Origin of the sequence: Kerstersia sp. (genome assembly GCF_052103615.1) — a bacterium.
GTDB lineage: Bacteria > Pseudomonadota > Gammaproteobacteria > Burkholderiales > Burkholderiaceae_B > Kerstersia.
On sequence record NZ_JBQEKA010000041.1, the window covers coordinates 1 to 20,557 of the forward strand.

Below are 20,557 nucleotides of genomic sequence, written 5' to 3' on the forward strand. Positions count from 1 at the left end.
AAGGAAGTCAAGCGCGACCAGTAAGACAGGCGCGCCGGTGCGGGAGATTTTGTCTGCCGCCCGGCCCCTGATTTCCGGTGATTTCAATGGGGGCGTCAGCCCCCGTCATGCCCGGCGTTGCCCTTGTTTGGCGGCGGCCGGGTATGGCTTTATGGGGGTAGCGCATCCCGTGCGGGCTGTGTGACAGATCCAATCATGGCAAAACGTGATTTTTACGCTCGGGGTAGCCAAAGGTGCCTCGGATGACGATATCAAAAAGGCTTACCGCAAGCTGGCGATGAAATACCACCCGGATCGCAATCCGGGGAATAAGGAAGCCGAGGAAAAGTTCAAGGAAGTCAAAGCGGCATACGAAGTGCTGTCCGAGGCCGACAAGCGCGCGGCCTATGACCGTTATGGCCATGCCGGGGTGGACCCCAATAGCGGCATGGGCGGCGGGCAAGGCGGCATGGGCGGTTTTGCCGAAGCCTTCGGCGATATCTTCGGCGACATTTTCGGCGCGGCTGCCGGCGGCCGCCGCGGCCCGCAGGTGTATCGCGGCGCGGATATGCAGTACAGCCTGGAAATCACGCTGGAGCAGGCAGCCAGCGGTTTCGAGACGGAAATCCGCATTCCCGGCTGGGATGAGTGCGATAGCTGTCACGGCAGCGGCGCCAAAAAGGGCTCCAGCAAGAGTCCTTGCCGGACTTGCGGCGGCGCGGGCGCGGTCCGCATGCAGCAGGGTTTTTTCAGCGTTCAGCAGACATGCCCGACTTGCCATGGTTCGGGTGAGGAAATCACCGATCCGTGTGACAAGTGCGGCGGGGCAGGGCGCCTGCGCCGTAACAAGACGCTGCAGGTCAAGATTCCCGCCGGGATAGACGATGGCATGCGCATTCGCTCCGGCGGCAATGGCGAGCCAGGCCTGAATGGCGGCCCTGCCGGTGATCTGTATGTGGAAGTCAATATCCTCCAGCATGACATCTTCCAGCGGGACGGTGATGATCTGCATGCGGAGCTGACCATACCGTTCACCACGGCTGCGCTGGGCGGCGATATCCAGGTGCCAACACTCAATGGCAAGGCGGAGATCACCATTCCCGAAGGCACGCAGTCCGGCAAGACCTTCCGTCTGCGCGGCAAGGGTATCCGTGGCGTGCGCTCGACCTATCCTGGCGATTTGTACTGCCACTTGGTCGTGGAAACGCCGGTGCGTCTCAATGACGAGCAGAAGTCTTTGCTGCGCCAGTTCGAGGCATCGCTCAATCAGGGCGGGACAGACCGTCATTCGCCCCAGAGCAAATCCTGGACCGATCGGGTGCGGGACTTTTTCTCCTGATACCGGGCAGGCGGTCGGCAGTTGACCGCAATTCGCCCAATCGACGGCGTGCGTGAGCACGCCCTGCCGGCCCAGGTGGCCGGCTTTTTTTTGCCTGTCAGCCTGCGTAGCCGGGGCTGCGGGCGGGCAGCGCCTGGCGGCATGAATGGTGCAGGAGGGGCGCAGGAATGAGGCAGGAACGGTTCCGGGGTGGCGAAACAAACGGTTGGTGTAATGAAAAAGCTTTACAAACTCTGGTGGCCGTAAGAAGGGACAACGGTCTAAACTCAGCCCGCTGATGTTACATAATTGCCGCTAAATAACTGCTTCCAGGAGGGACGATGTCTTTCAACCTTAATAGAATGGTCAAATGTTTGATGGCCATGGCGTTAGGACTGGTAGCGCCGCCGATGCTGATGGCGGAAACATTGCCGGCAGGGGTCTCTAAAGTGGCAACGGTGGAAGGGGTCAGCGAATATCGTTTGCCCAATGGCCTGAAGGTGGTCTTGGCGCCGGATGCCTCCACACCCGTAACGACCGTCAACATGACCTACCTGGTGGGGTCGCGCCACGAAAATTATGGCCAGACGGGAATGGCGCACTTGCTGGAACATATGCTGTTCAAGGGCACGCCGACCACGCCCAATGCCCTGGGCGAGTTTTCCCGCCGCGGCCTGCAGGCCAATGGGACGACTTCCACGGACCGCACCAATTATTACGCCAGCTTCGCGGCCAACCCGGACAACCTGGAGTGGTACTTGCGCTGGCAGGCCGATGCCATGGTGAATTCCCGCATTGCCAGTGAAGACCTGGCATCGGAAATGACGGTGGTGCGCAATGAAATGGAAAGCGGCGAAAACAGCCCGTTCCGGGTGCTGATGCAGCGCATGCAGTCAGCCGCCTATTTGTGGCACAACTATGGCAAGAGCACCATAGGCGCGCGCAGCGATGTCGAAAATGTCGATATCGCCCAGCTGCGTGATTTCTACCGCCTGTATTACCAGCCTGACAATGCTGTGCTGGTATTGAGCGGCGCGTTTGACGAGCTTGCGACGCTGGCGGTGATTGCCGACGCGTTTGGCAAGATCCCGCAGCCGCAGCGCCAGTTGCCGCGCCAATATACGCTGGAGCCGGTGCAGGATGGCGAGCGCAGCGTGACGGTACGCCGGGTGGGCGGCACGCCCATGGTGGCGGCGCTCTACCATGTGCCATCGGCAGCAGCGGCGGATTATGTCTATTTCAATCTGGCAACCATGATGTTGTCCGATACGCCTTCGGGGCAGTTGTACCGTGACCTGGTGCAGAACAACCTGGCGACGGGCGTATTCGGTTTTGCCATGGCGCGGCGGGATGCGGGGCTGGCCATGTTTGGCGCCCAGTTGCAGCCTGGCATGAGCGAAGAGAAGGCCCTGGAAGCCTTGACGGATGTGCTGGAAGCCCAGGGCACCCGGACCATGGCGCAGCCGGATCTGGACCGCGCGCGCAATCAATGGCTGACGGATTGGGAACGCACGTTCGGGGATGCGCAAAGCTTGGGCATCGCCTTGACCGAAGCCATTGCGGCGGGTGACTGGCGTCTGTTCTTCCTGCAACGCGACTGGGTGCGCGATGCGGCGCTGGATGACGTGGCCAAGGTGGCGGGCAGTTATCTGGTACGCAGCAACCGGACTGCCGGGCGCTATGTGCCGACTGACAAGCCGGTGCGCGCGCCCGAATTGGCGGCGCCCGATGTGGCGCAATTGGTGGCCGATTACAAGGGCGACGGCCAGGCGCCGCCAGCCGAGACCTTCGATACCAGCCCGGCGGCCATTGATGCGGCCACGCAGCGGAAAACGCTGGCCTTGCCCAATGGGCGCATTGGCGTTGCCATGCTGCCCAAGAGCACGCGCAGCCAGCGTGCCGAGGCGGTGCTGATGCTGTATTTCGGTGACGCCGACAGCCTTAAGGGCCACCGTGTGGCGGAAGAGGTCGTGGCCGATATGCTGGCCATGGGCACCAAAACTCGCAAACGCCAGGAAATCAATGACGCCATCGACAGCTTGCGCGGCACCCTGGGGATTTCCGGCGGCAAGGGGCAGGTGGAAGTGACCTTCTCCGCGCCGCGCGAGAATCTGCCCAAAATGATTGCGCTGGTGTTTGACCTGCTGCGCAACCCGGTTTTCCCGCAGGAAGATCTGAACACCTATTTGGGGCAGGAAAGCAACCGCTTGCGCAATGCCATGAGCGATCCCATGGGCTTGGCCGGGCAGGCGCTGGCGCGTCATGACAACCCGTGGAGCAAGGACGACATCCGCTACCAGCCAACCTTCCAGGAAGAGCTCGATGACCTGAAGGCAGTCAAGCCAGAAGGGCTCAAACGCTTCCATGAAACCTTTTACGGCGCCGGTCAGATGACGTTCTCCGCCGTGGGGGATTTCGACGCGCAGGCCGCCGAACAGGCGCTGGTGGAAGGCGTGGCCGGCTGGCGCAAGGCGCCGGACTACAGCCGGGTGGAAAACCACTACCGCAAAGTGACGCCCAAACAGTTTGAAATCGACACGCCGGACAAGGCCAATGCGTTCTATCTGGCTGGCGGCGGTTTCGAAATGCGGGATGACAACCCGGATTATCCGGCGCTGATGCTGTCCAACTTCCTGCTGGGCGCATCGGAAACATCACGCCTGTGGATGAAAATCCGCGAAGAAGCCGGTTTGTCCTACAGTGTGCGCAGCCACGCCACGGTATCGGCTTTCGAGCCGGTGGCGCGCTGGCGTGTCTATGCTATTTTTGCACCGTCTAACCGCGAGCGTCTGGAAACCCTGATTGAGCAAACGTTGACGGAAACGCTGAAGCAAGGGTTCTCGGAGAAAGAAGTGGCTGATGGCATCGAAGCCTTGCTCAACTATCAGCGCCTGTCGCGCACGGTTGATGAAAATCTGGCCCAGCGCTGGGCTAGCTACCAGGAGCGCGGGCGCAGTTTTGCCTGGGTGGAGGCATTCGAACAGAAGCTGCGCACGTTGGACGCCGCCGAGGTTAACCGGGTGCTGCGCAAATACATGCATCCGGACAACTGGAGCCGTGCCATCGCGGGAAACTTCAGCAAGAATCCCTAGGCAGACGTCACGCGGCTGGGCAGGCCAGCCCGCTGGCTGGCCTGCACCGGTTCCGGCAGCGCATCTCTTGGTATAGACACCTATTGTGCTGTTCCCCCTGGCTTATCCTCGGTTTGGCCGAAGATGAGAGCATTTCTTGCTATACTCGATGGCGCCCTTAGGGCGCCTTTTTTCGGCGTCTTCGGCTCCAGAACCGATGCCGGTCTTGCGTCCGTTTTTATGCGTCGCAAGCCAAGATCTCTTTCTTGTCGTCGAAGCTGATACAGGCCCGCAATAGTGCCAGGGTGCCGTTCGTCCCCACGGTGAACGGCGCTGCATGCATCGCGCCTTGACCGGCCGATACTGTGCTGCGCGAAGTTTCCGCGGTTTCCGTGATTGAGCAAGTTAACGAGAAAAAATGTCTAACACGTCGAAGATCCTCTACACCCACACTGACGAGGCACCGGCGCTGGCTACCCAGTCGCTGCTGCCCATTATCCAGGCTTACACCCGGTCCGCAGGTATCGCGGTCGAGACCCGGGACATTTCTCTGGCCGGTCGTATTATCGCTACCTTCCCGGAATTCCTGACGGACGAGCAAAAAGCATCGGACGATCTGGTGGAGCTGGGCCAGCTGGCGACCCGCCCGGAAGCCAATATCATCAAGCTGCCCAATATCAGCGCCTCGATTCCCCAGCTGAAGGCTGCGATCAAGGAATTGCAGACACAGGGTTACGCGCTGCCGGATTACCCGGAAGATCCTGCCAGCGATGAGCAGAAGGCCATCAAGGCGCGCTACGACAAAATCAAGGGCAGCGCCGTGAATCCGGTGCTGCGCGAAGGCAACTCCGACCGCCGCGCGCCGCTGTCGGTCAAGAACTATGCCCGCAAGCACCCGCACAAGATGGGCGCCTGGTCGGCCGATTCCAAGTCGCACGTTTCGCACATGGAAGACGGTGACTTCTACGGCAGCGAAAAGTCTGTGCTGATCGCCGCTGACGGCAACGTGAAGATCACGTTGCACGGCACGGACGGCAGCGTGCAGGTGCTCAAGGAAAAGACGCCGGTCAAGGCGGATGAAATCTTTGATAGCGCCGTCATGAGCAAGGCTGCGCTGCGCCGCTTCCTGGATGCGCAAATCGAAGATGCCAAGCAGAAGGGCGTGCTGTTCTCGGTGCACCTGAAAGCCACGATGATGAAGGTATCCGACCCGATCATGTTCGGTCAGGTCGTCGAAGCCTACTATAGCGATGTGCTGGTCAAGCATGCCGAGGCGCTGAAGGAAGCCGGTTTCAACCCCAATAACGGGATTGGTGATCTGTATGCCCGTCTGGCTTCGTTGCCGGCTGACAAGCGTGCCGAAATCGAAGCCGACATCAAGGCCGAATACGCCAAGCGTCCGGCGCTGGCGATGGTCAATTCCGACAAGGGTATTACCAATCTGCACGTGCCCAGCGACGTGATCGTGGATGCTTCCATGCCTGCCATGATCCGTGAATCGGGCAAGATGTGGGGCGTCGATGGCCAATTGCATGACGTCAAGGCCGTGATTCCTGACCGCTGCTATGCCGGCGTGTACCAGGTCGTCATTGAAGACTGCAAGCGCAACGGCGCTTTCGATCCGGTCACGATGGGCAGCGTGCCCAACGTCGGCCTGATGGCCCAGGCTGCCGAAGAGTACGGTTCGCACAACAAGACGTTCCAAATCCCGTTTGCGGGCGTGGTCCGTGTGACGGACGACGCAGGCAAGGTCCTGATGGAGCAGAACGTTGAAGCGGGCGATATCTGGCGCGCTTGCCAGGCCAAGGACGCTGCCGTGCGCGACTGGGTCAAGCTGGCCGTGACGCGTGCCCGCGCCAGTGGCGCTCCCGCCGTTTTCTGGCTGGATCCCAAGCGTGCCCACGATGCGCAACTGATTGCCAAGGTTGAGCGTTATCTGAAGTATTACGACACCAATGGCCTGGATATTCGCATCCTGCCGCCGGAAGAAGCCACGCGTCTGTCGCTGGAACGCATTCGCGCCGGCAAGGACACCATTTCGGTGACCGGCAACGTGCTGCGCGACTACCTGACTGACCTGTTCCCCATCATGGAACTGGGCACCAGCGCCAAGATGTTGTCCATCGTGCCGCTGATGGCCGGTGGCGGCATGTTCGAAACGGGCGCTGGCGGTTCTGCTCCCAAGCACGTGCAGCAATTCCTGGAAGAAGGTTTCCTGCGTTGGGATTCGCTGGGCGAATTCCTGGCGCTGGCAGCCTCGCTGGAGCATCTGGGCGAGACCTATGGCAACGCCAAGGCCAAGGTGCTGGCCAAGACGCTGGATCAAGCCACGGGCCGTTTCCTGGACGAAAACCGCTCGCCCGCCCGCAAGGTTGGCGGCCTGGATAACCGTGGCAGCCACTTCTACCTGGCGATGTATTGGGCGCAGGCCCTGGCTGAGCAGACTGAAGATGCCGGCCTGCAGGCGCAATTCGCTCCGCTGTCCAAGACGCTGGCGGACAACGAAGCCAAGATCGTGGCCGAGCTGGCTGCGGCGCAAGGCAAGCCGGTGGACATCAAGGGCTACTACCGCCCCGTGCTGTCGCTAGTCAGCCAGGCAATGCGTCCGAGCGCGACCTTCAATGAAGCGCTGAAGCAACTGGGCTGATCGCTTTCTCCTGCCTGGCGTGCCGGGCAGGGAAAACGCATCCCGCTCCCTGTCTCCGCCGCCCGTTCGGGCTGGCGGAGACAGGGAGTTTTTTATGGGTGGCCGGGATGTGCCTCAGGCTTGAGAGGGCGACAGGCAGCCACGCGCGGCGCTGGCGGTGCGCGCCGTCCGGGGTGAGGGCAGTGAGAGGGCGGCGAGAGCGCCGCACGGGCTTATTTGCTGGCGCGCTGGCGGATCAGTTCGATATAGGTATCGCTATCGAGCGGCGTGCCCAGGCGCTGAGATTCCCAGACGACCTGACCCAGACATTCCATGATTTCATGGATGGCGTGATGGCGGTCGCTGCGGCTGGCCATGCGTTCGAAGGCGGTGCGGATGCCTCGGGGGTGGTCGATGGACAGCTGTTCCTCGATGGCCAGATGCATGGATAAGTGCAGAAAGGGGTTGGTGCGGCCCTGTTCTACAGAATAGTCTGTGCCTAGCGCCTCTTCGCTTTCAAGATCCTGGTGATATTCGGGGTGCTCGGCCATCCATTCCACCGCCATGGCTTCCAGCGGGGTCTGAACCTCACCGGCACGGTGTTTGCGCCAGGCCTCGATGAAGAACTGGCGCACCTGATCGCGTGAAGGATTGAACATAGGGAAAATACCGAAAGAAGAAGGCAAAGCTTCATTTTACGCTGTCGTATGCGCTACGCTGTGACGCACTGAAATCAGCGAAACGAAGGGACACATCGTTATCGTTTCAAGCTGGCCGGGAGGGCGCTACACTGAGTCACGATCTTGCTGTTGTGAAGAAGCCGGCAGGCCAGCAATGTTGCAGGCATTTCTTGTGTCGCAGCATCGGCTTGTGTTATCCTTGAGGGCTAACTATGCCTGTGTGGCTTTTGCCAGATGGGTTTTTACCAGGTCATGGTGTCAGGTTTTCATGGTCTGGACGGTTTTGATTATCAGCGGCGCGGTCGAGCACACTTTGTAGCGGTCTGTCGCCAGTTCAACAAGGAAAATCCCATGAAAGTGGTTGCTTCGCTCAAGAACGCGAAAGAGCGTCATCGTGACTGTCAGGTCGTGCGCCGTCGCGGCAAGATCTATGTGATCTGCAAAACGAATCCCCGTTTCAAAGCACGCCAGAAGTAATTTGCCGGCCCAGGCTTGTTCTGGGCGGCAGAACCGCTAAACTTCAATAGTCGGGATTCGATAGTCGGGAATTTTCCGGCTGTCCATGGCTGTTCGAATTCCGGGTGCGTGTCGCGTGCCTGGGTGCATCATAAAGTTTCGGCGACGGGGTAGTCGTGCGTTTCTTGGCACTTAGGAAGCGCGTCGGCAGTGTGCGGTCGAATGGTTTCGGTAGCAGGACATGGTGTCCGCTATCGTAAAACCGAAGTTAACCGCGTTCTATCTGGAGAGAACAAGTGGCATCGGATAAGATTGAACTCAAGGATAGTGGGCTTAAGGTAACTTTTCCCCGCCTGAAGATTCTGGATGTGTTTCGCAACAGCGAACAACGTCACCTGACTGCTGAAGATGTTTATCGCCTGTTGATGGCTGACAACATCGAAATCGGTCTGGCAACGGTGTACCGTGTGTTGACCCAGTTCGAACAGGCTGGTCTGCTCAAGCGTAATCAGCTGGGCACGAACAAGGCTGTGTACGAACTGAACGACGGCGAGCGCCACCATGGTCACCTGGTGTGCAGCAAGACCGGCGAGGTCAAGGAGTTCCACGATCCTCAGATCGAAAAGCGTCTGCACAAGATCGCTGAGGAAATGGGGTACACCCTGTCCGAGTACACCATCAACGTCTTCGCCACGCCGAAGGCCTGAGTGCTATCCTCTCCCGCCGCATTGTCGGCGGGAAGAAAAAAAGCGGCTGATGCTTGTCATCAGGCCGCTTTTTTGTTGTCGGTGCGCCGGCAGCCGCTGGCTGCCGGGCAAAACCGGCAGCGCTGGCGGGGCGGACTGTCCGCTGCCGCCCTTTATTCGCGCCAGTGCAGCCAGCCGGCATCCAGCCAGTCTGCCAGATATTCCCGCACCGCCATGGAAACCCGTTTTTTGCGCCAGGCGGCGCAATCCAGTTCCCTGGTGTCCGCCAGCGCTTGCAGCAAGGCGTCTGACGGGGTGTCCAGGCATTCGCCATTGATGAAACACTGGCGTTCGCGGTACAGCATGCGGGTGCGTCTATCCAGTGTCAGCCGGCCATGGTCCGGCAAGCTGTCAGGCAGGCTATCGGCCATATCATCACTGTCCTCCAGGCTGGATTCGAAGACAGCATTGGGATGCGGCTCGCTGAGCCAGCAGCCGAGAAAGCGCGTGGCCAGCGCTTCATTGAATTTCACTTTGGCAACGCTATCGAGCGCATGCTGAACCAGTTTGGCCGGGATTTCTGCCGGTGTTTCCGTAGCGGCCTGGCCGAGGTCGCGATAGCGGGCTGACAGGTCAGGCCCGGGCAGCAGCGGCTGGGCATAGGTGCCGCCGCCGCAGCTGGCGCGTTCCATGACCTGATCCATGGCGGCTTCGAGCATGCCGCGCGCCAGTGTGGCGCGATCCGGGGAGCGAAAGCCGATGGAAATCGTCATGCAGTCATGGCCGACCGCAATCCCGTCATGCGCGGCCTGCGGCGGAAGATACAGCATGTCGCCAGGCTCCAGATAGTATTCGGCATCGGGCTGGAAGTTGCTGAGAATCTTCAAGGGCAGGTCAGGCACCAGATCCAGGTCCCGTTGCTGCCCGATGCGCCAATGGCGGGTGCCTTGCGCTTGCAGCAGGAAAACGTCATAGCTATCGAAATGGGGGCCGACGCCGCCGCCGTCGCTGGCAACGCTGACCATCACATCATCCAGCCGGGCATCGGGGATGAAGCGGAATTGCTGCATCAGCCGGGCAGCGGCGTCATCATGCTGATCCAGGCTCTGGACCAGCAGCGTCCATTCGCGCTCTTCACGTTTGGGCAGGCGGGCAAAGGGGCCGCTTTCCATCTGCCATTGCCCGTCTTCCTTCCAGATCAGGCGGGATTCCACCTCGTCCTGGCGCGCCAGCTTGCGCAAGCCGGGAATTTTGACCGGCGGCTTGATACCGGGCACGGCCTGCCGGATCAGCAAGGGCTTGCGCTGCCAGTAGTCGCGCATGAATTCGGCGGGGCTGATGCCGCCCAGCAAGGTCAGCGGAGTATTCAGGTTCATTGCAGCATGCCTTTCAAGCGGTAGAGCGCCTCCAGGGCTTCCCTGGGGGTCAGACTGTCGGGGTCGATATCGGAGAGGGCGGAGACGGCAGGATGGGCTTCCTGTTCCGCCATGGCATCTGCGGCGGCGGTATCCGCTGCGGCATCGTCGAAGGCCTGGCTGAACAAGCCCAATTGCGGCGTAGGCTGTCCCTGGTTTTCCAGGCGTTCCAGTTCGCGGCTGGCGTGACGGATCACGGCGCCAGGAATACCGGCGCGTTGCGCGACCTGAATGCCGTAGCTGCGGCTGGCGGGGCCTTCGCGGACTTCATGCAGAAATACGATGCCGCTGGCTGACTCGGCTGCCGCCAGATGCACATTGGCGGCCTGGGGAAATTCGGCAGGCATGCGCGTCAGTTCGAAATAGTGGGTGGCGAACAGGGTCAGCGCGTGATTATGCGTCAGCAGGCGGTGCGCGATCGCCCAGGCCAGCGCCAGACCGTCATAGGTCGAGGTGCCGCGGCCGATCTCATCCATCAGCACCAGGCTGTGCGCCGTGCTGGCAGACAGAATCGTGGCGGCTTCGGTCATTTCCATCATAAAGGTGGAGCGCCCGCCAGCCAGATCGTCCGCCGCGCCGATACGCGTGAAAATACGGTCCAGACTCCCGATGCGGGCATGGGTGGCGGGAACGAAGCTGCCGATGCGCGCCAGCAGCGCGATCAGGGCAACCTGCCGCATATAGGTGGACTTACCGCCCATATTCGGGCCGGTCACGAGCAGCATCAGGCGGGTGGCATCCAGCTGGCAATCATTGGGCGTGAAACGCTCGATGGCGTTTTCGACAACCGGGTGCCGGCCTGCTTCGATCTGGATCTCTGCCTGCGCAGAGAGTTCAGGGCGCACCCAGGCGTGCGTGCGGGCGTGGTGGGCCAAGGCGCCCAGCGTGTCCAGTTCCGCCAGGGCGGCGGCGCAGGCAGATAGCGCAGGGGCATGCGGCGCCAGCGCATCAAGCAGTTGCTCATACAGCCATTTTTCACGCGCCAGCGAGCGGTCCTTGGAAGAAAGAATTTTGTCTTCCCAGCTTTTCAGTTCCGGCGTGATGTAGCGTTCGGCATTTTTCAGTGTCTGGCGGCGGCGGTATTCCGTCGGCACCTTGTCGGCATGCAGGCGCGAGACTTCGATATAAAAGCCATGAACGCGGTTGTATTCCACTTTCAGGTTGCTGATGCCGGTGCGTTCGCGTTCGCGCGCCTCCAGGCGCATCAGGAACTCGCCATTATCGCTGGCCAGGGTGCGCAGCTCATCGAGATCGGCATCATAGCCGTCAGCGATCACGCTGCCGTCGCGGATGGCAGCTGAAGGTTCAGGCGCAATGGTGCAGGCCAGCAATTCGCCCAGGCCGGGGTCGATCTCAAGATTGGCGGCCAGATATTGCAAATGCGGCACAGTGGCATCCTGTAGCGCGAGCGCTTGCAAGACGCCGGGCAAAGCCAGCAGGGCTTCGCGCAGGCTTGCCAGTTCGCGGGGCCGCAGCGTGCGTAAGGCCAGGCGGGTGGCAATGCGTTCCAGGTCGGGAATCGGGCGCAGCGCGCGCTGCAGGCCATTGAGCAGCGCTTCTGTTTGCCAGGCCGAGGCGCCGGGAGCGGCAGCCAGCAAGGCTTCGATTGCCTGCTGGCGCGCCAGCACCGGTGAATTGTCGCGCAGCGGATGATGCAGCCAGCGTTTGAGCAGGCGGCTGCCCATCGGGGTATTGCAGTGATCCAGCAATGAAAACAGCGTCGGGCTTTCTTCACCGGAAAGCGTGCGCGTCAGTTCCAGATTGCGCCGGGTGTACGGATCCAGCACCACATACTGGCCGCTGCGATCTACCTTGAGCGTCTGCACATGGGTCAGGGTTTGGGCCTGGGTGCGGGTGGCATAGCGCAGCAGCGCGCCAGCGGCGCACTGGGCGGCATCCATTTCTTCGGCATCGAAGCCGGCCAGGGAATCCGTCCGGAAGTGCGCCAGCAAATGGCCGCGCGCGCCTTCGTATTCAAAGTGCCAGTCCGGCGTGCGGGCGATGGCGCCGTCGAATGCGACCGGCAGTTCCGCCTGGTCGGCGATGATAAGTTCTGCCGGCGCAATACGGTGCAGCTCGGCCTCCAGCTCGGCGGGCTCGCATTCTGAAATGCGGAAGTCGCCGCTGGCCAGGTTCAGCCAGGCCAGCCCATGGCGCAGCTTGCGCGGCGCTTTGCCGGTGGTGGACAGCGCCGCCAGAATCCGGTCTGACTTGCTGGGCAACAGGGCATCGTCCGTCAGGGTGCCGGGTGTCACGATGCGGACGATCTTGCGCTCTACCGGCCCCTTGCTGGTTGCCGGGTCGCCGATCTGCTCGCAAATCGCGACGGAAATATTCTGCGCGACCAGCTTGGCAATGTATTGATCCACGGCATGCACCGGAATGCCGGCCATGGGAATGGGCGAGCCTGCCGAATTGCCGCGCTTGGTCAGCGTCAGGTTAAGCAAACGCGCGCCGCGTTCGGCATCCTCGTAAAACATTTCATAGAAGTCGCCCATGCGGTACAGCAGCAGCAAGGGGCCGGCTTCCTTTTTGAGTTCCAGGTACTGCCGCATCATGGGGGTGTGCGAAGAAAGATCAGGTGTACTCATAGCAATCAATTGGTTAGGGTCTCTTCGCTGCTCATTCATGCCGGTATGGCGTCCCGCCGCACGCCAGCCCGCTGACGCCCGCAGCAGTATTGGGCGCGGGCGCGGCAGGCTGGCGCAGGATCAGCGGGTGCTGGCACGGCTGGCGGATTCATCCAGGCCTTAGGCACGGAGGCTGGCCGTTTCTGTTGCGTGCGCCGCCTGTATCCTTTCAGGCAAGGGCCACTGGCCGGTCTTGAGCATGAACAATTCAAACAGACCGGGCGGCATGGCCCGGTCGCCCGCCTCCCAGCGCTGCCAGGCGCGCATGGACACCCGCACGCAATGAGCCGCCTCGGTCTGGGTCAGATCGGCCGAGAGACGGGCATCGCGGATGGCGGCGACAGTGGGGCTGTGCTGTTTCGTCAGTTCAGGCATGGGCATGAAAGGGGGCAAGCTGCGCAGCGGCAGCCTATCCTGAGATTCTATGCGGCCAATGGTCGTATTACAAGCCTGGCCAGCGCCGTGGGCGGCCAGGCCGCCTGCCTCAAGCGAAGCGGCCGTCCGGCCAGGCTTCAATCCAGCATATAAAACCGGAACACGCCATGCTCGCCGGGAAAGGTCGCTTGCGCCAGCGAAGCCGCCAGCCGCAGACCATTTTCATCATTGCTCAGCAAGACAAAGCCGTCGCCCGTGGTCACTGACAGCATGGCGAATGCGCGATAGCCAGGGTTATTTCCCCATTGCCAGAGATAAGGGCCGCCAGCCGCGGTCTCCAGACCCCAGCCATTGCTCCAGGACAGCCCCAGGGCGGCATCCACGGGAATCGTATTCGCGAGCGTCAAGGACAACAAGTCGCGGCGGGCAGAGAGCGCAGCCAGCAATTTCGCGTAGTCGCTTGCGGTCGTGTACAGAGACGCCGCGGCATTGGGCTCCGTGAATTCGAAATGCGCGGGCCTGCCCATCCAGTTCACGCCGCTGACCACGCGCGCGCGAATGTCATCGGTCAGGCGCATGCGAGAATCATGCATGCCCAGCGGCGCGAAAACCAGCCGTGTGATAGCGGTTTCGATACTTTCGCCGGTGACTGCCGCAATGACCGCCTGCAGAAGCAAATACGCTTCGCCTGAATATTGCCAGCGCTGTCCAGGCTCGAAGTCAGGAACGAGCACATCGTCCGACCAATTAGGCAAACCGGAACTGTGATTGAGCAGCGTGGCTACTGGAATCCCTGCCAGCACCTCAGGGGGCACCCGATCTGCATGTTTGTCGTCCGGCCCGGCAAAAGGCCTTTGCCGGTGCAGATAGCCATCAGGCAGATAACGGGAGACCGGCGCCTGCAAATCGAGCTGGCCGGCACGCGCCAGCTCCAGCACTGCGTAAGCAATAACAGGTTTGGTCAGGGAAGCGGCTTGCAGAATGCCATCCTTCCGGGCGAACGCCGAATCACCGCAGCCTTCAAGAACAACCGGCTCGCCAGGCACGCCCGCGCGCAGCACGACATAAGTGGCGTAGCAAATCCGCGCGCTTACCGCGAGCTCTGCGGCCGGCGTGCTGCCATACTGGTCAAGATGACTCGCGCAGGCGGAAAGGGAAAAGGCCGCCGCGCCGGACAACAGCAGACTGCGCCGAGAAAGATTCATCACGCTCTACCAAAGAAAAAAGCAACCGGGATTGGTTTGCTATAGGGGCAGCATGGCGGCATCCGGCCCAGACAAGGGAAGGCTAGCTGACATGACAAGCCTTCCTTCGAGAGAGGCGCGGGACGCAAGTTCCCGCCGCCGCTGAGCTGGCTGCGGTTGATCCAGTTACCGGGGGGCGGGCTGGCCAAAAAAACGCCCCTGCCAGCGGAAACCGGCAGGGGCCTTATCTCGGACAGGCAAGCGTTTACAGGCTGAAATATTGCAGGGACGCCTGGATGGAAGGCAGAACCGAGCTGGCCAGCAACAGGGCCATGCCCCAATTGAACCAGCGCATCCGGCTGGCATCGGCAGCCAGATCCTGCAAGCGCGACCCCATATAAGCCCAGGCGCTGATGGCAGGCAAACTCACAATCGTATAAATCAGCCCCAGCGTCACAAACAAAGTCAGGCTGCCATTGGTGTTGCTGGTATATGAGGTCACCGCGCTCAGCGTAATAATCCAGGACTTGGGATTGACCCACTGGAACAACGCGGCGCCAACAAAGCCCAGCGGACGCCCCCGCGCGCTATCTGACGAAGGCGCGGCGCCTGCGGTGGCAATACGCCAGGACAGATAAAGCAGATACAGAATGCCCAGCACGCGTATGGTCTCGAACAGCGCGGGCGATGTGGTCAGCAAATTGCCGATACCCAGGCCGACGATGGCCACCATAATGCCGAAACCCATGGCAACCCCCAGAATATGGGGAATGCTGCGGCGGAAACCGAAATTCAACCCGGATGCCGTCAACATAATGTTGTTAGGCCCCGGCGTGATGGCGGTCACCAGTGAATAAACCAGGAAAGAATAGAACGTAGCCAGTTCCATGATGCGGTGCGACTCGAAAAAAAATCAGGGGGGGCAAAGACCAGGCTTGCCGTTGATCCAAATTGAAACGGTCAGCGCAACGCTCGCGGCGGCCCGGCCTGACCGGAATGGCCTTCGAAACGGTGCAGGACGGATAACGCGGGAAACATGGCTATTGATTTAAAATATTCAGTGTTTTGTGTAATTTAACTTATATTGTTCTGGTCATTAAAGGGGGGAGCGCCGCTGTGGAAGAAAAAACGAATCGCATTAGGAAAGGCGCAGGGGCAGGTGCGGCCTTGGATGAGGTTGACCGAAGATTGTTAAGCCTGATTGCAGCGGATGCGACACGCAGCTATGCCGCGTTAGGCGAAGCCTTGCACCTCTCTGCGCCGGCGGTGCATGAACGGGTCAAGCGGCTCAAGCAAGACGGCGTCATCAAAGGAACTGTCGCCGTGCTCGACGGCCCCTCGATTGGCCGTCCGCTGCTGGCATTCATCCAGGTCAAAACCCGCAACTGGGCGACGACCCTGGAACAGAACGACTTCACGGGCTTTCCGGATATCGAAGAAGTTCACACCATCACCGGCCAAAGCGACGTCCTGCTCAAAGTCCGCACCCGGGACACCCAGGCCCTGGAAGAAATCCTGGCGCGCATCCAGGGATTTGAAGGCATAGACGGCACACACTGCATCGTTGCCCTCTCCACCTACCTGGAACGCGGCCCTAGCCCCTGATAAACCGCCAGCCATCTCCTGCTATTTCATTCCACCGGAAACTCGCAGCAAGCAGGGCGTTATCGTTATCCATCGCCCTGGTTAATGCTATGACTGCCACCACCCCAGCCAGCGCCATCTGCGCCGTCACAGCTGTTACAGCCGTCACAGCCATCACTTAACTAGCGCCGTGGCGGGGGGCGGGGCGGGCGGCAGTGGAGCGTGCAGTGACGGGCGGGACTGGCGGGGAAGCCAGGGCGCACATGTTTGAGCGAGACGCTTGCGGACAGTCCGGCGGACTGTCCGCCTCGCGAGTTGTGCGCCCGCCCCGCCAGTCCTGTCCGTCGCGGGCAGTTCCGGCGCAGCCGGAACCACGCGATCTGCTGCTTGCCCCGCCCCCCGCCACGGCGCGGCCTTAGTACGCTCTTGGTACGTCCTTGGTACGCCCCCATCCTCAAACTGCCCCGTCACCAATGCATGAAGAAGCAAGCAACTCCCCCGCCAGGAAAAACACCTCAACACCAGTCCTGATGCGGCCTTGAGGCGCTTACCTGAGGGTAACTCCCATATAGTTCCGGCCACTTTTTTTCGCTACATTGCTTTAAAAGTAAAATATGTATTTATAAAATAAATTTCCAGCCGGGCCAGTCCTGGCGGGCTCTCAACCCGAGGTAAGCATGGAAGTCTCCGCACACGTTGACACCTTCGCACGCGACAATCTGCCGCCGCAAGACACTTGGCCCGTCATGCTTGAATCACCCGACACCCAATACAGCGCGCGCCTGAATTGCGCCGTAGAACTCGTCGATCGGCACGTCAGCGAAGGCCGTGGCGACCGGATCGCCCTGCGCTGGCAACACCAGGACGGCACCCATGCCGCCATGAGCTACCGTGAACTGCAAGCGCTCACCAACCGCATGGCCCGCGTCCTCATTGATGACATGAAACTGGTGCCGGGCAACCGCATCCTGCTGCGCGGCGCCAACCACCCGCTCATGGCCGCAGCCTGGCTCGCAGCCGTCAAAGCCGGCATGGTCACCGTCCCCACCATGCCCTTGCTGCGTGCCAAAGAACTCAAACAAGTCATCGAAAAAGCGCAAATCAGCGCCATGCTTTGCGACTCGCGCTTGGCCGAAGAAGCGGAATACTGCCGCACCCCTGGGCATGAACACTACTGCGCCGGCCTGCAACAAATCCGCTTCTTCAACCAATCCGGCGGTGCATCGCTCGAAGCCCTGGCCGCGGCCCAGCCTGATGACAGCTTCACGGCCTGCGACACCGCTGCCGATGACGTCTGCCTCATCGCCTTCACCAGCGGCACCACCGGCATGCCCAAAGGCTGCATGCACTTTCACCGTGACGTCCTGGCCATGTGTGACCTGTTCTCGCGTCACATCCTGCAGCCCGGGCCGGACGACATCTTCTGCGGCACGCCGCCGCTGGCATTTACCTTCGGCCTGGGCGGCCTGCTGTGCTTCCCCCTGCGTGTCGGCGCCAGCGTCGTTTTGGCGGAAAAGCTATCGCCAGCCAGTCTGCTGCAAACCGTGCAGGACTTCGGCGTCTCCATCGTCTTCACGGCGCCTACCTTCTACCGCCAAATGGCCGCGCTTGCCGGAAACTATGATCTCTCCCGCCTGCGCCGCTGTGTCTCGGCGGGCGAAGCGCTGCCCGATGCCACGCGCCAGCTCTGGAAAGACGCCAGCGGCATCGAAATGATAGATGGCATCGGCGGCACCGAAATCATCCACGTCTTCATCTCCAGCCGCCCCGAAGCCGTGCGGCGCGGCGCCATCGGCCAGGTCGTGCCGGGCTATGAAGCTTGCATTGTCGATGCGCAAATGCAGGCGGTGCCGGATGGCACGCCAGGCCGCCTGGCCCTGCGCGGCCCCACGGGCTGCCGTTACCTGGCTGATGACCGCCAGAACGTCTTCGTCCAGCAAGGCTGGAACCTGCCTGGCGACGTCTTTGTCCGCGACAGCGACGGCTACTACTTCTACCAGGCGCGCAATGACGACATGATCGTCTCGGCTGGCTACAACATTGCCGGGCCCGAAGTCGAAGACGCGCTGCTGCGCCACCCCGCTGTCGCTGAATGCGGCGTGATTGGCTGGCCGGATGACTTGCGCGGCCAGGTAGTCAAAGCCTATGTCGTCCTCAAAACCGGCAACGCCGGTGACGAAGCCATGGTGGAAACACTGCAACGCTTCGTCAAAGAAAGCGTGGCGCCTTACAAATACCCCCGCCTGATCGAATTCGTCGATAGTTTGCCGCGCACCGAAACCGGCAAACTGCGCCGCTTCGCCCTGCGCCAGGAAGCGCGCTGACGCAGGCAGAGCAGGGCATGCCTCGGGATTTACCCGACAGGCGCAAAAGGCGCATGTAGGCAGGCAGCAGGACAGCGTAGTATCAAGCAGTGCCAGCCGGCCGGCACCGAAATCGGCCGGTTTCATAACCATACTGGAGACACACATCATGATCAGGAAATCCATTGCTGTCGGCGCCATGCTGGCAGGGGCGTGCGCGGTTGCGCAGGCCCAGGATCCGGTGCGCATCGGTTTTATTACGACGCTCTCCACCCCGGCGGGCTACATCGGCGAAGACCTGCGCGACGCCTTCAACCTGGCGATCGAGCAAGGCGGCGGCAAACTGGGCGGCGTGCCGGTAGAACTGGTCGTCGAAGACGACGCGCTCAAACCCGCCAACGCCAAACAGGCTGCTGACCGCATGGTGCAATCCGGCGTGCCGCTCTTCACCGGCGTGATCTTCTCCAACGTACTGGCCGCCGTCGTCCCCAGCGTGACCAAAGCCGATGACTTCTACATCAGCCTGAATCCCGGCCCGTCCAATTTCGCGGGCCAGCGCTGCGACCCGAACTACTTCGTGGTGTCCTACCAAAACGATGCCTTCTACTCGGCAGGCGGTGTGGCAGCCAATGAACTGGGCTATAAAAAAGTGGCCGTGCTGGCGCCCAACTACCAGGCTGGCCGCGATGCCATCGCAGGCTTCAAGGAAAACTTCCAGGGCGAAATCGTCGCGGAAATCTATACCAAGCTGGATCAATCCGATTTCTCGGTTGAACTGGCGCGCATCCGCGCCATTGCGCCTGACGCGGTATATCAATTCCATCCTGGCGGCACGGGCATCAACTTCGCCAAGCAATATGCGGCAGCGGGGCTGACCAAAGAAATCCCGATGATTATCCCGAGCTTCTCGATGGATGCTCATATGCTGAAGGCCACCGGTGATGCCGCCGAAGGCGTCTATACCACCGGCATCTGGTCGCTGGACACCGACACGCCGCAGTCGCGCGCCTTTGTCGATGCTTTCCAGAAGAAATATGGCCGTGTGCCCACCGACTATGCCATGCAAGCCTATGACACGGCCCAGCTGATGGGCACGGCGCTCAAGGCCGTCGATGGCGATATGTCCCGCAAGGACGAGTTCCGTGAAGCCATGCGCAAGGCGGAATTCGACTCGCTGCGCGGCAACTTCCGCATGAACGTCAACCAGCACCCCATCGAGGACTACTACCTCATGCAGATCGTGCGCCAGGACTCGGGCGAACTGGCCCCGCGTACCGTGCGCAAGCTGATGACCGACCATGAGGACAGCTACGCCAAACTCTGCAAGATGCCATCATGACTTTTTTCCTCGAACAGTTGCTCAACGGTTTGCAGTTCGGCGCCATGCTCTTTTTGCTGGCAGCCGGGCTGACCCTGATTTTCGGCATTATGGGGGTCGTTAACCTGACACACGGCTCGTTCTACATGGTGGGGGCCTATTGTGCGGCCTACGCCATTGCTAATACCGGCTCCTTTCTGGCCGGCATCCTGGCGGCACTGCTGGGGGCAGGCATTTACGGGCTGGTGGTGGAAGTGCTGGTGATACGCCGGCTGTATCAGCGTGACCACCTGTATCAGGTATTGGCAACGTTCGGGTTGCTGTTGTTCACCAACGAGGCGGTCAGCCTGATTTTCGGGCGCCGCCCGCCCTTGGTGAATATCCCGGAAATTCTGCAGGGCGCAGTTACGCTGGGGCCGGGTTTTCAATATCCGGTCATCCGCCTGGCTTTCATCCTGGTGGGCGCGCTGGTGGCGCTGGGCCTGTGGCTGCTGGTCAACCGCACACGCATTGGCATGCTGATACGCGGCGGCGCGGATGACCATGGCATGGTCGAAGCGCTGGGGGTGGACATCCGCCGCCTTTACACACTGGTATTCGGGCTGGGCGCCTTGTTGTGCGGCCTGGCTGGCGTCATGGCAGCGCCGCTGCTGGCAGTGGAAATCGGGATGGGTGAGCGCATCCTGATTACGACCTTCGTCGTGATCGTGATCGGCGGCGTCGGTTCGGTGCGCGGGGCGCTGGCAGGCGCACTGCTGGTAGGCATGGTGGACAGTCTGGGCCGGGCCTATTTGCCCACCCTGCTGGGGCAATTGTTCCCGCCGACGATCGCCGACCCGCTGGCTGCCGGTTTCGCATCGGCCAGCATTTATGTCTTGATGGCCATTGTCCTCATTATCAAGCCTTCAGGCCTGTTCCCGGCGCGGAGCTAA

At 61.1% G+C, this 20,557-nt stretch carries 14 protein-coding genes and 1 pseudogene; 9 read left to right on the forward strand and 6 right to left on the reverse strand.

From position 1 onward, the window contains the following. The first annotated feature begins 195 nt into the window (after positions 1 to 195). The 3 genes and pseudogenes from dnaJ (at position 196) to ACTJGZ_RS10055 (ending at position 7,015) form a co-directional block, all read left to right on the forward strand. Positions 196 to 1,318, forward strand: a pseudogene (gene dnaJ, locus ACTJGZ_RS10045) (molecular chaperone DnaJ). Positions 1,319 to 1,638: 320 nt separating this feature from the next. Then, positions 1,639 to 4,389 (forward strand): M16 family metallopeptidase, encoded by a 2,751-nt coding sequence (locus tag ACTJGZ_RS10050; protein ID WP_441662786.1) that lies wholly within the window; start codon positions 1,639 to 1,641, stop codon positions 4,387 to 4,389. Positions 4,390 to 4,786: 397 nt separating this feature from the next. Beyond that, entirely contained in the window at positions 4,787 to 7,015 is a 2,229-nt protein-coding gene (locus tag ACTJGZ_RS10055; RefSeq protein WP_441662787.1) for an NADP-dependent isocitrate dehydrogenase, read from the forward strand. Positions 7,016 to 7,227: 212 nt separating this feature from the next. Here the strand turns inward: ACTJGZ_RS10055 and ACTJGZ_RS10060 are convergent, their stop codons facing one another. Then, complete coding sequence (locus tag ACTJGZ_RS10060) at positions 7,228 to 7,653, reverse strand: DUF1841 family protein (protein WP_441662788.1); 426 nt, start codon at positions 7,651 to 7,653, stop codon at positions 7,228 to 7,230. 372 nt (positions 7,654 to 8,025) lie between these two features. Here ACTJGZ_RS10060 and ykgO point away from each other — a divergent pair, with 372 nt between their 5' ends. Both ykgO and ACTJGZ_RS10070 read left to right on the forward strand, forming a co-directional pair. Beyond that, complete coding sequence (gene ykgO, locus ACTJGZ_RS10065) at positions 8,026 to 8,151, forward strand: type B 50S ribosomal protein L36 (protein ID WP_068374019.1); 126 nt, start codon at positions 8,026 to 8,028, stop codon at positions 8,149 to 8,151. Positions 8,152 to 8,426: 275 nt separating this feature from the next. Then, entirely contained in the window at positions 8,427 to 8,837 is a 411-nt protein-coding gene (locus ACTJGZ_RS10070) for a transcriptional repressor (protein WP_441662789.1), read from the forward strand. A 152-nt stretch (positions 8,838 to 8,989) separates the two neighbouring features. Here ACTJGZ_RS10070 and ACTJGZ_RS10075 read toward each other — a convergent pair whose 3' ends face one another. The 5 genes from ACTJGZ_RS10075 to ACTJGZ_RS10095 all read right to left on the reverse strand — a co-directional run bounded on the left by ACTJGZ_RS10075 (position 8,990) and on the right by ACTJGZ_RS10095 (position 15,309). Further along, positions 8,990 to 10,192 (reverse strand): JmjC domain-containing protein, encoded by a 1,203-nt coding sequence (locus ACTJGZ_RS10075; protein ID WP_441662790.1) that lies wholly within the window; start codon positions 10,190 to 10,192, stop codon positions 8,990 to 8,992. Continuing rightward, positions 10,189 to 12,822 carry a DNA mismatch repair protein MutS gene (mutS, locus tag ACTJGZ_RS10080; RefSeq protein ID WP_441662791.1) on the reverse strand — a complete coding sequence of 878 codons (2,634 nt, stop codon included), beginning with the start codon at positions 12,820 to 12,822 and terminating at the stop codon, positions 10,189 to 10,191. The genes ACTJGZ_RS10075 and mutS overlap by 4 nt, the downstream gene beginning before the upstream one ends. 159 nt (positions 12,823 to 12,981) lie before the next feature. After that, complete coding sequence (locus ACTJGZ_RS10085; protein WP_441662792.1) at positions 12,982 to 13,236, reverse strand: XRE family transcriptional regulator; 255 nt, start codon at positions 13,234 to 13,236, stop codon at positions 12,982 to 12,984. A 137-nt stretch (positions 13,237 to 13,373) separates the two neighbouring features. Further along, positions 13,374 to 14,441 carry a serine hydrolase domain-containing protein gene (locus tag ACTJGZ_RS10090; RefSeq protein WP_441662793.1) on the reverse strand — a complete coding sequence of 356 codons (1,068 nt, stop codon included), beginning with the start codon at positions 14,439 to 14,441 and terminating at the stop codon, positions 13,374 to 13,376. A 244-nt stretch (positions 14,442 to 14,685) separates the two neighbouring features. After that, positions 14,686 to 15,309: a LysE family translocator gene (locus ACTJGZ_RS10095; protein ID WP_441662794.1), complete on the reverse strand. Its 624-nt coding sequence runs from the start codon at positions 15,307 to 15,309 to the stop codon at positions 14,686 to 14,688. A gap of 278 nt (positions 15,310 to 15,587) precedes the next feature. On the opposite strand from ACTJGZ_RS10095, the gene ACTJGZ_RS10100 reads away from it, so the two are divergent. From ACTJGZ_RS10100 to ACTJGZ_RS10115, 4 genes are all read left to right on the forward strand, one after another. Continuing rightward, entirely contained in the window at positions 15,588 to 16,025 is a 438-nt protein-coding gene (locus ACTJGZ_RS10100) for an Lrp/AsnC family transcriptional regulator (protein WP_441662795.1), read from the forward strand. A 656-nt stretch (positions 16,026 to 16,681) separates the two neighbouring features. Next, complete coding sequence (locus ACTJGZ_RS10105; RefSeq protein WP_441662796.1) at positions 16,682 to 18,328, forward strand: AMP-binding protein; 1,647 nt, start codon at positions 16,682 to 16,684, stop codon at positions 18,326 to 18,328. Positions 18,329 to 18,476: 148 nt separating this feature from the next. After that, positions 18,477 to 19,646, forward strand: coding sequence for an ABC transporter substrate-binding protein (locus ACTJGZ_RS10110; protein WP_441662797.1), 1,170 nt, complete (start codon positions 18,477 to 18,479; stop codon positions 19,644 to 19,646). Next, entirely contained in the window at positions 19,643 to 20,557 is a 915-nt protein-coding gene (locus ACTJGZ_RS10115) for a branched-chain amino acid ABC transporter permease (RefSeq protein WP_441662798.1), read from the forward strand. Before ACTJGZ_RS10110 ends, ACTJGZ_RS10115 begins: the two co-directional genes overlap by 4 nt.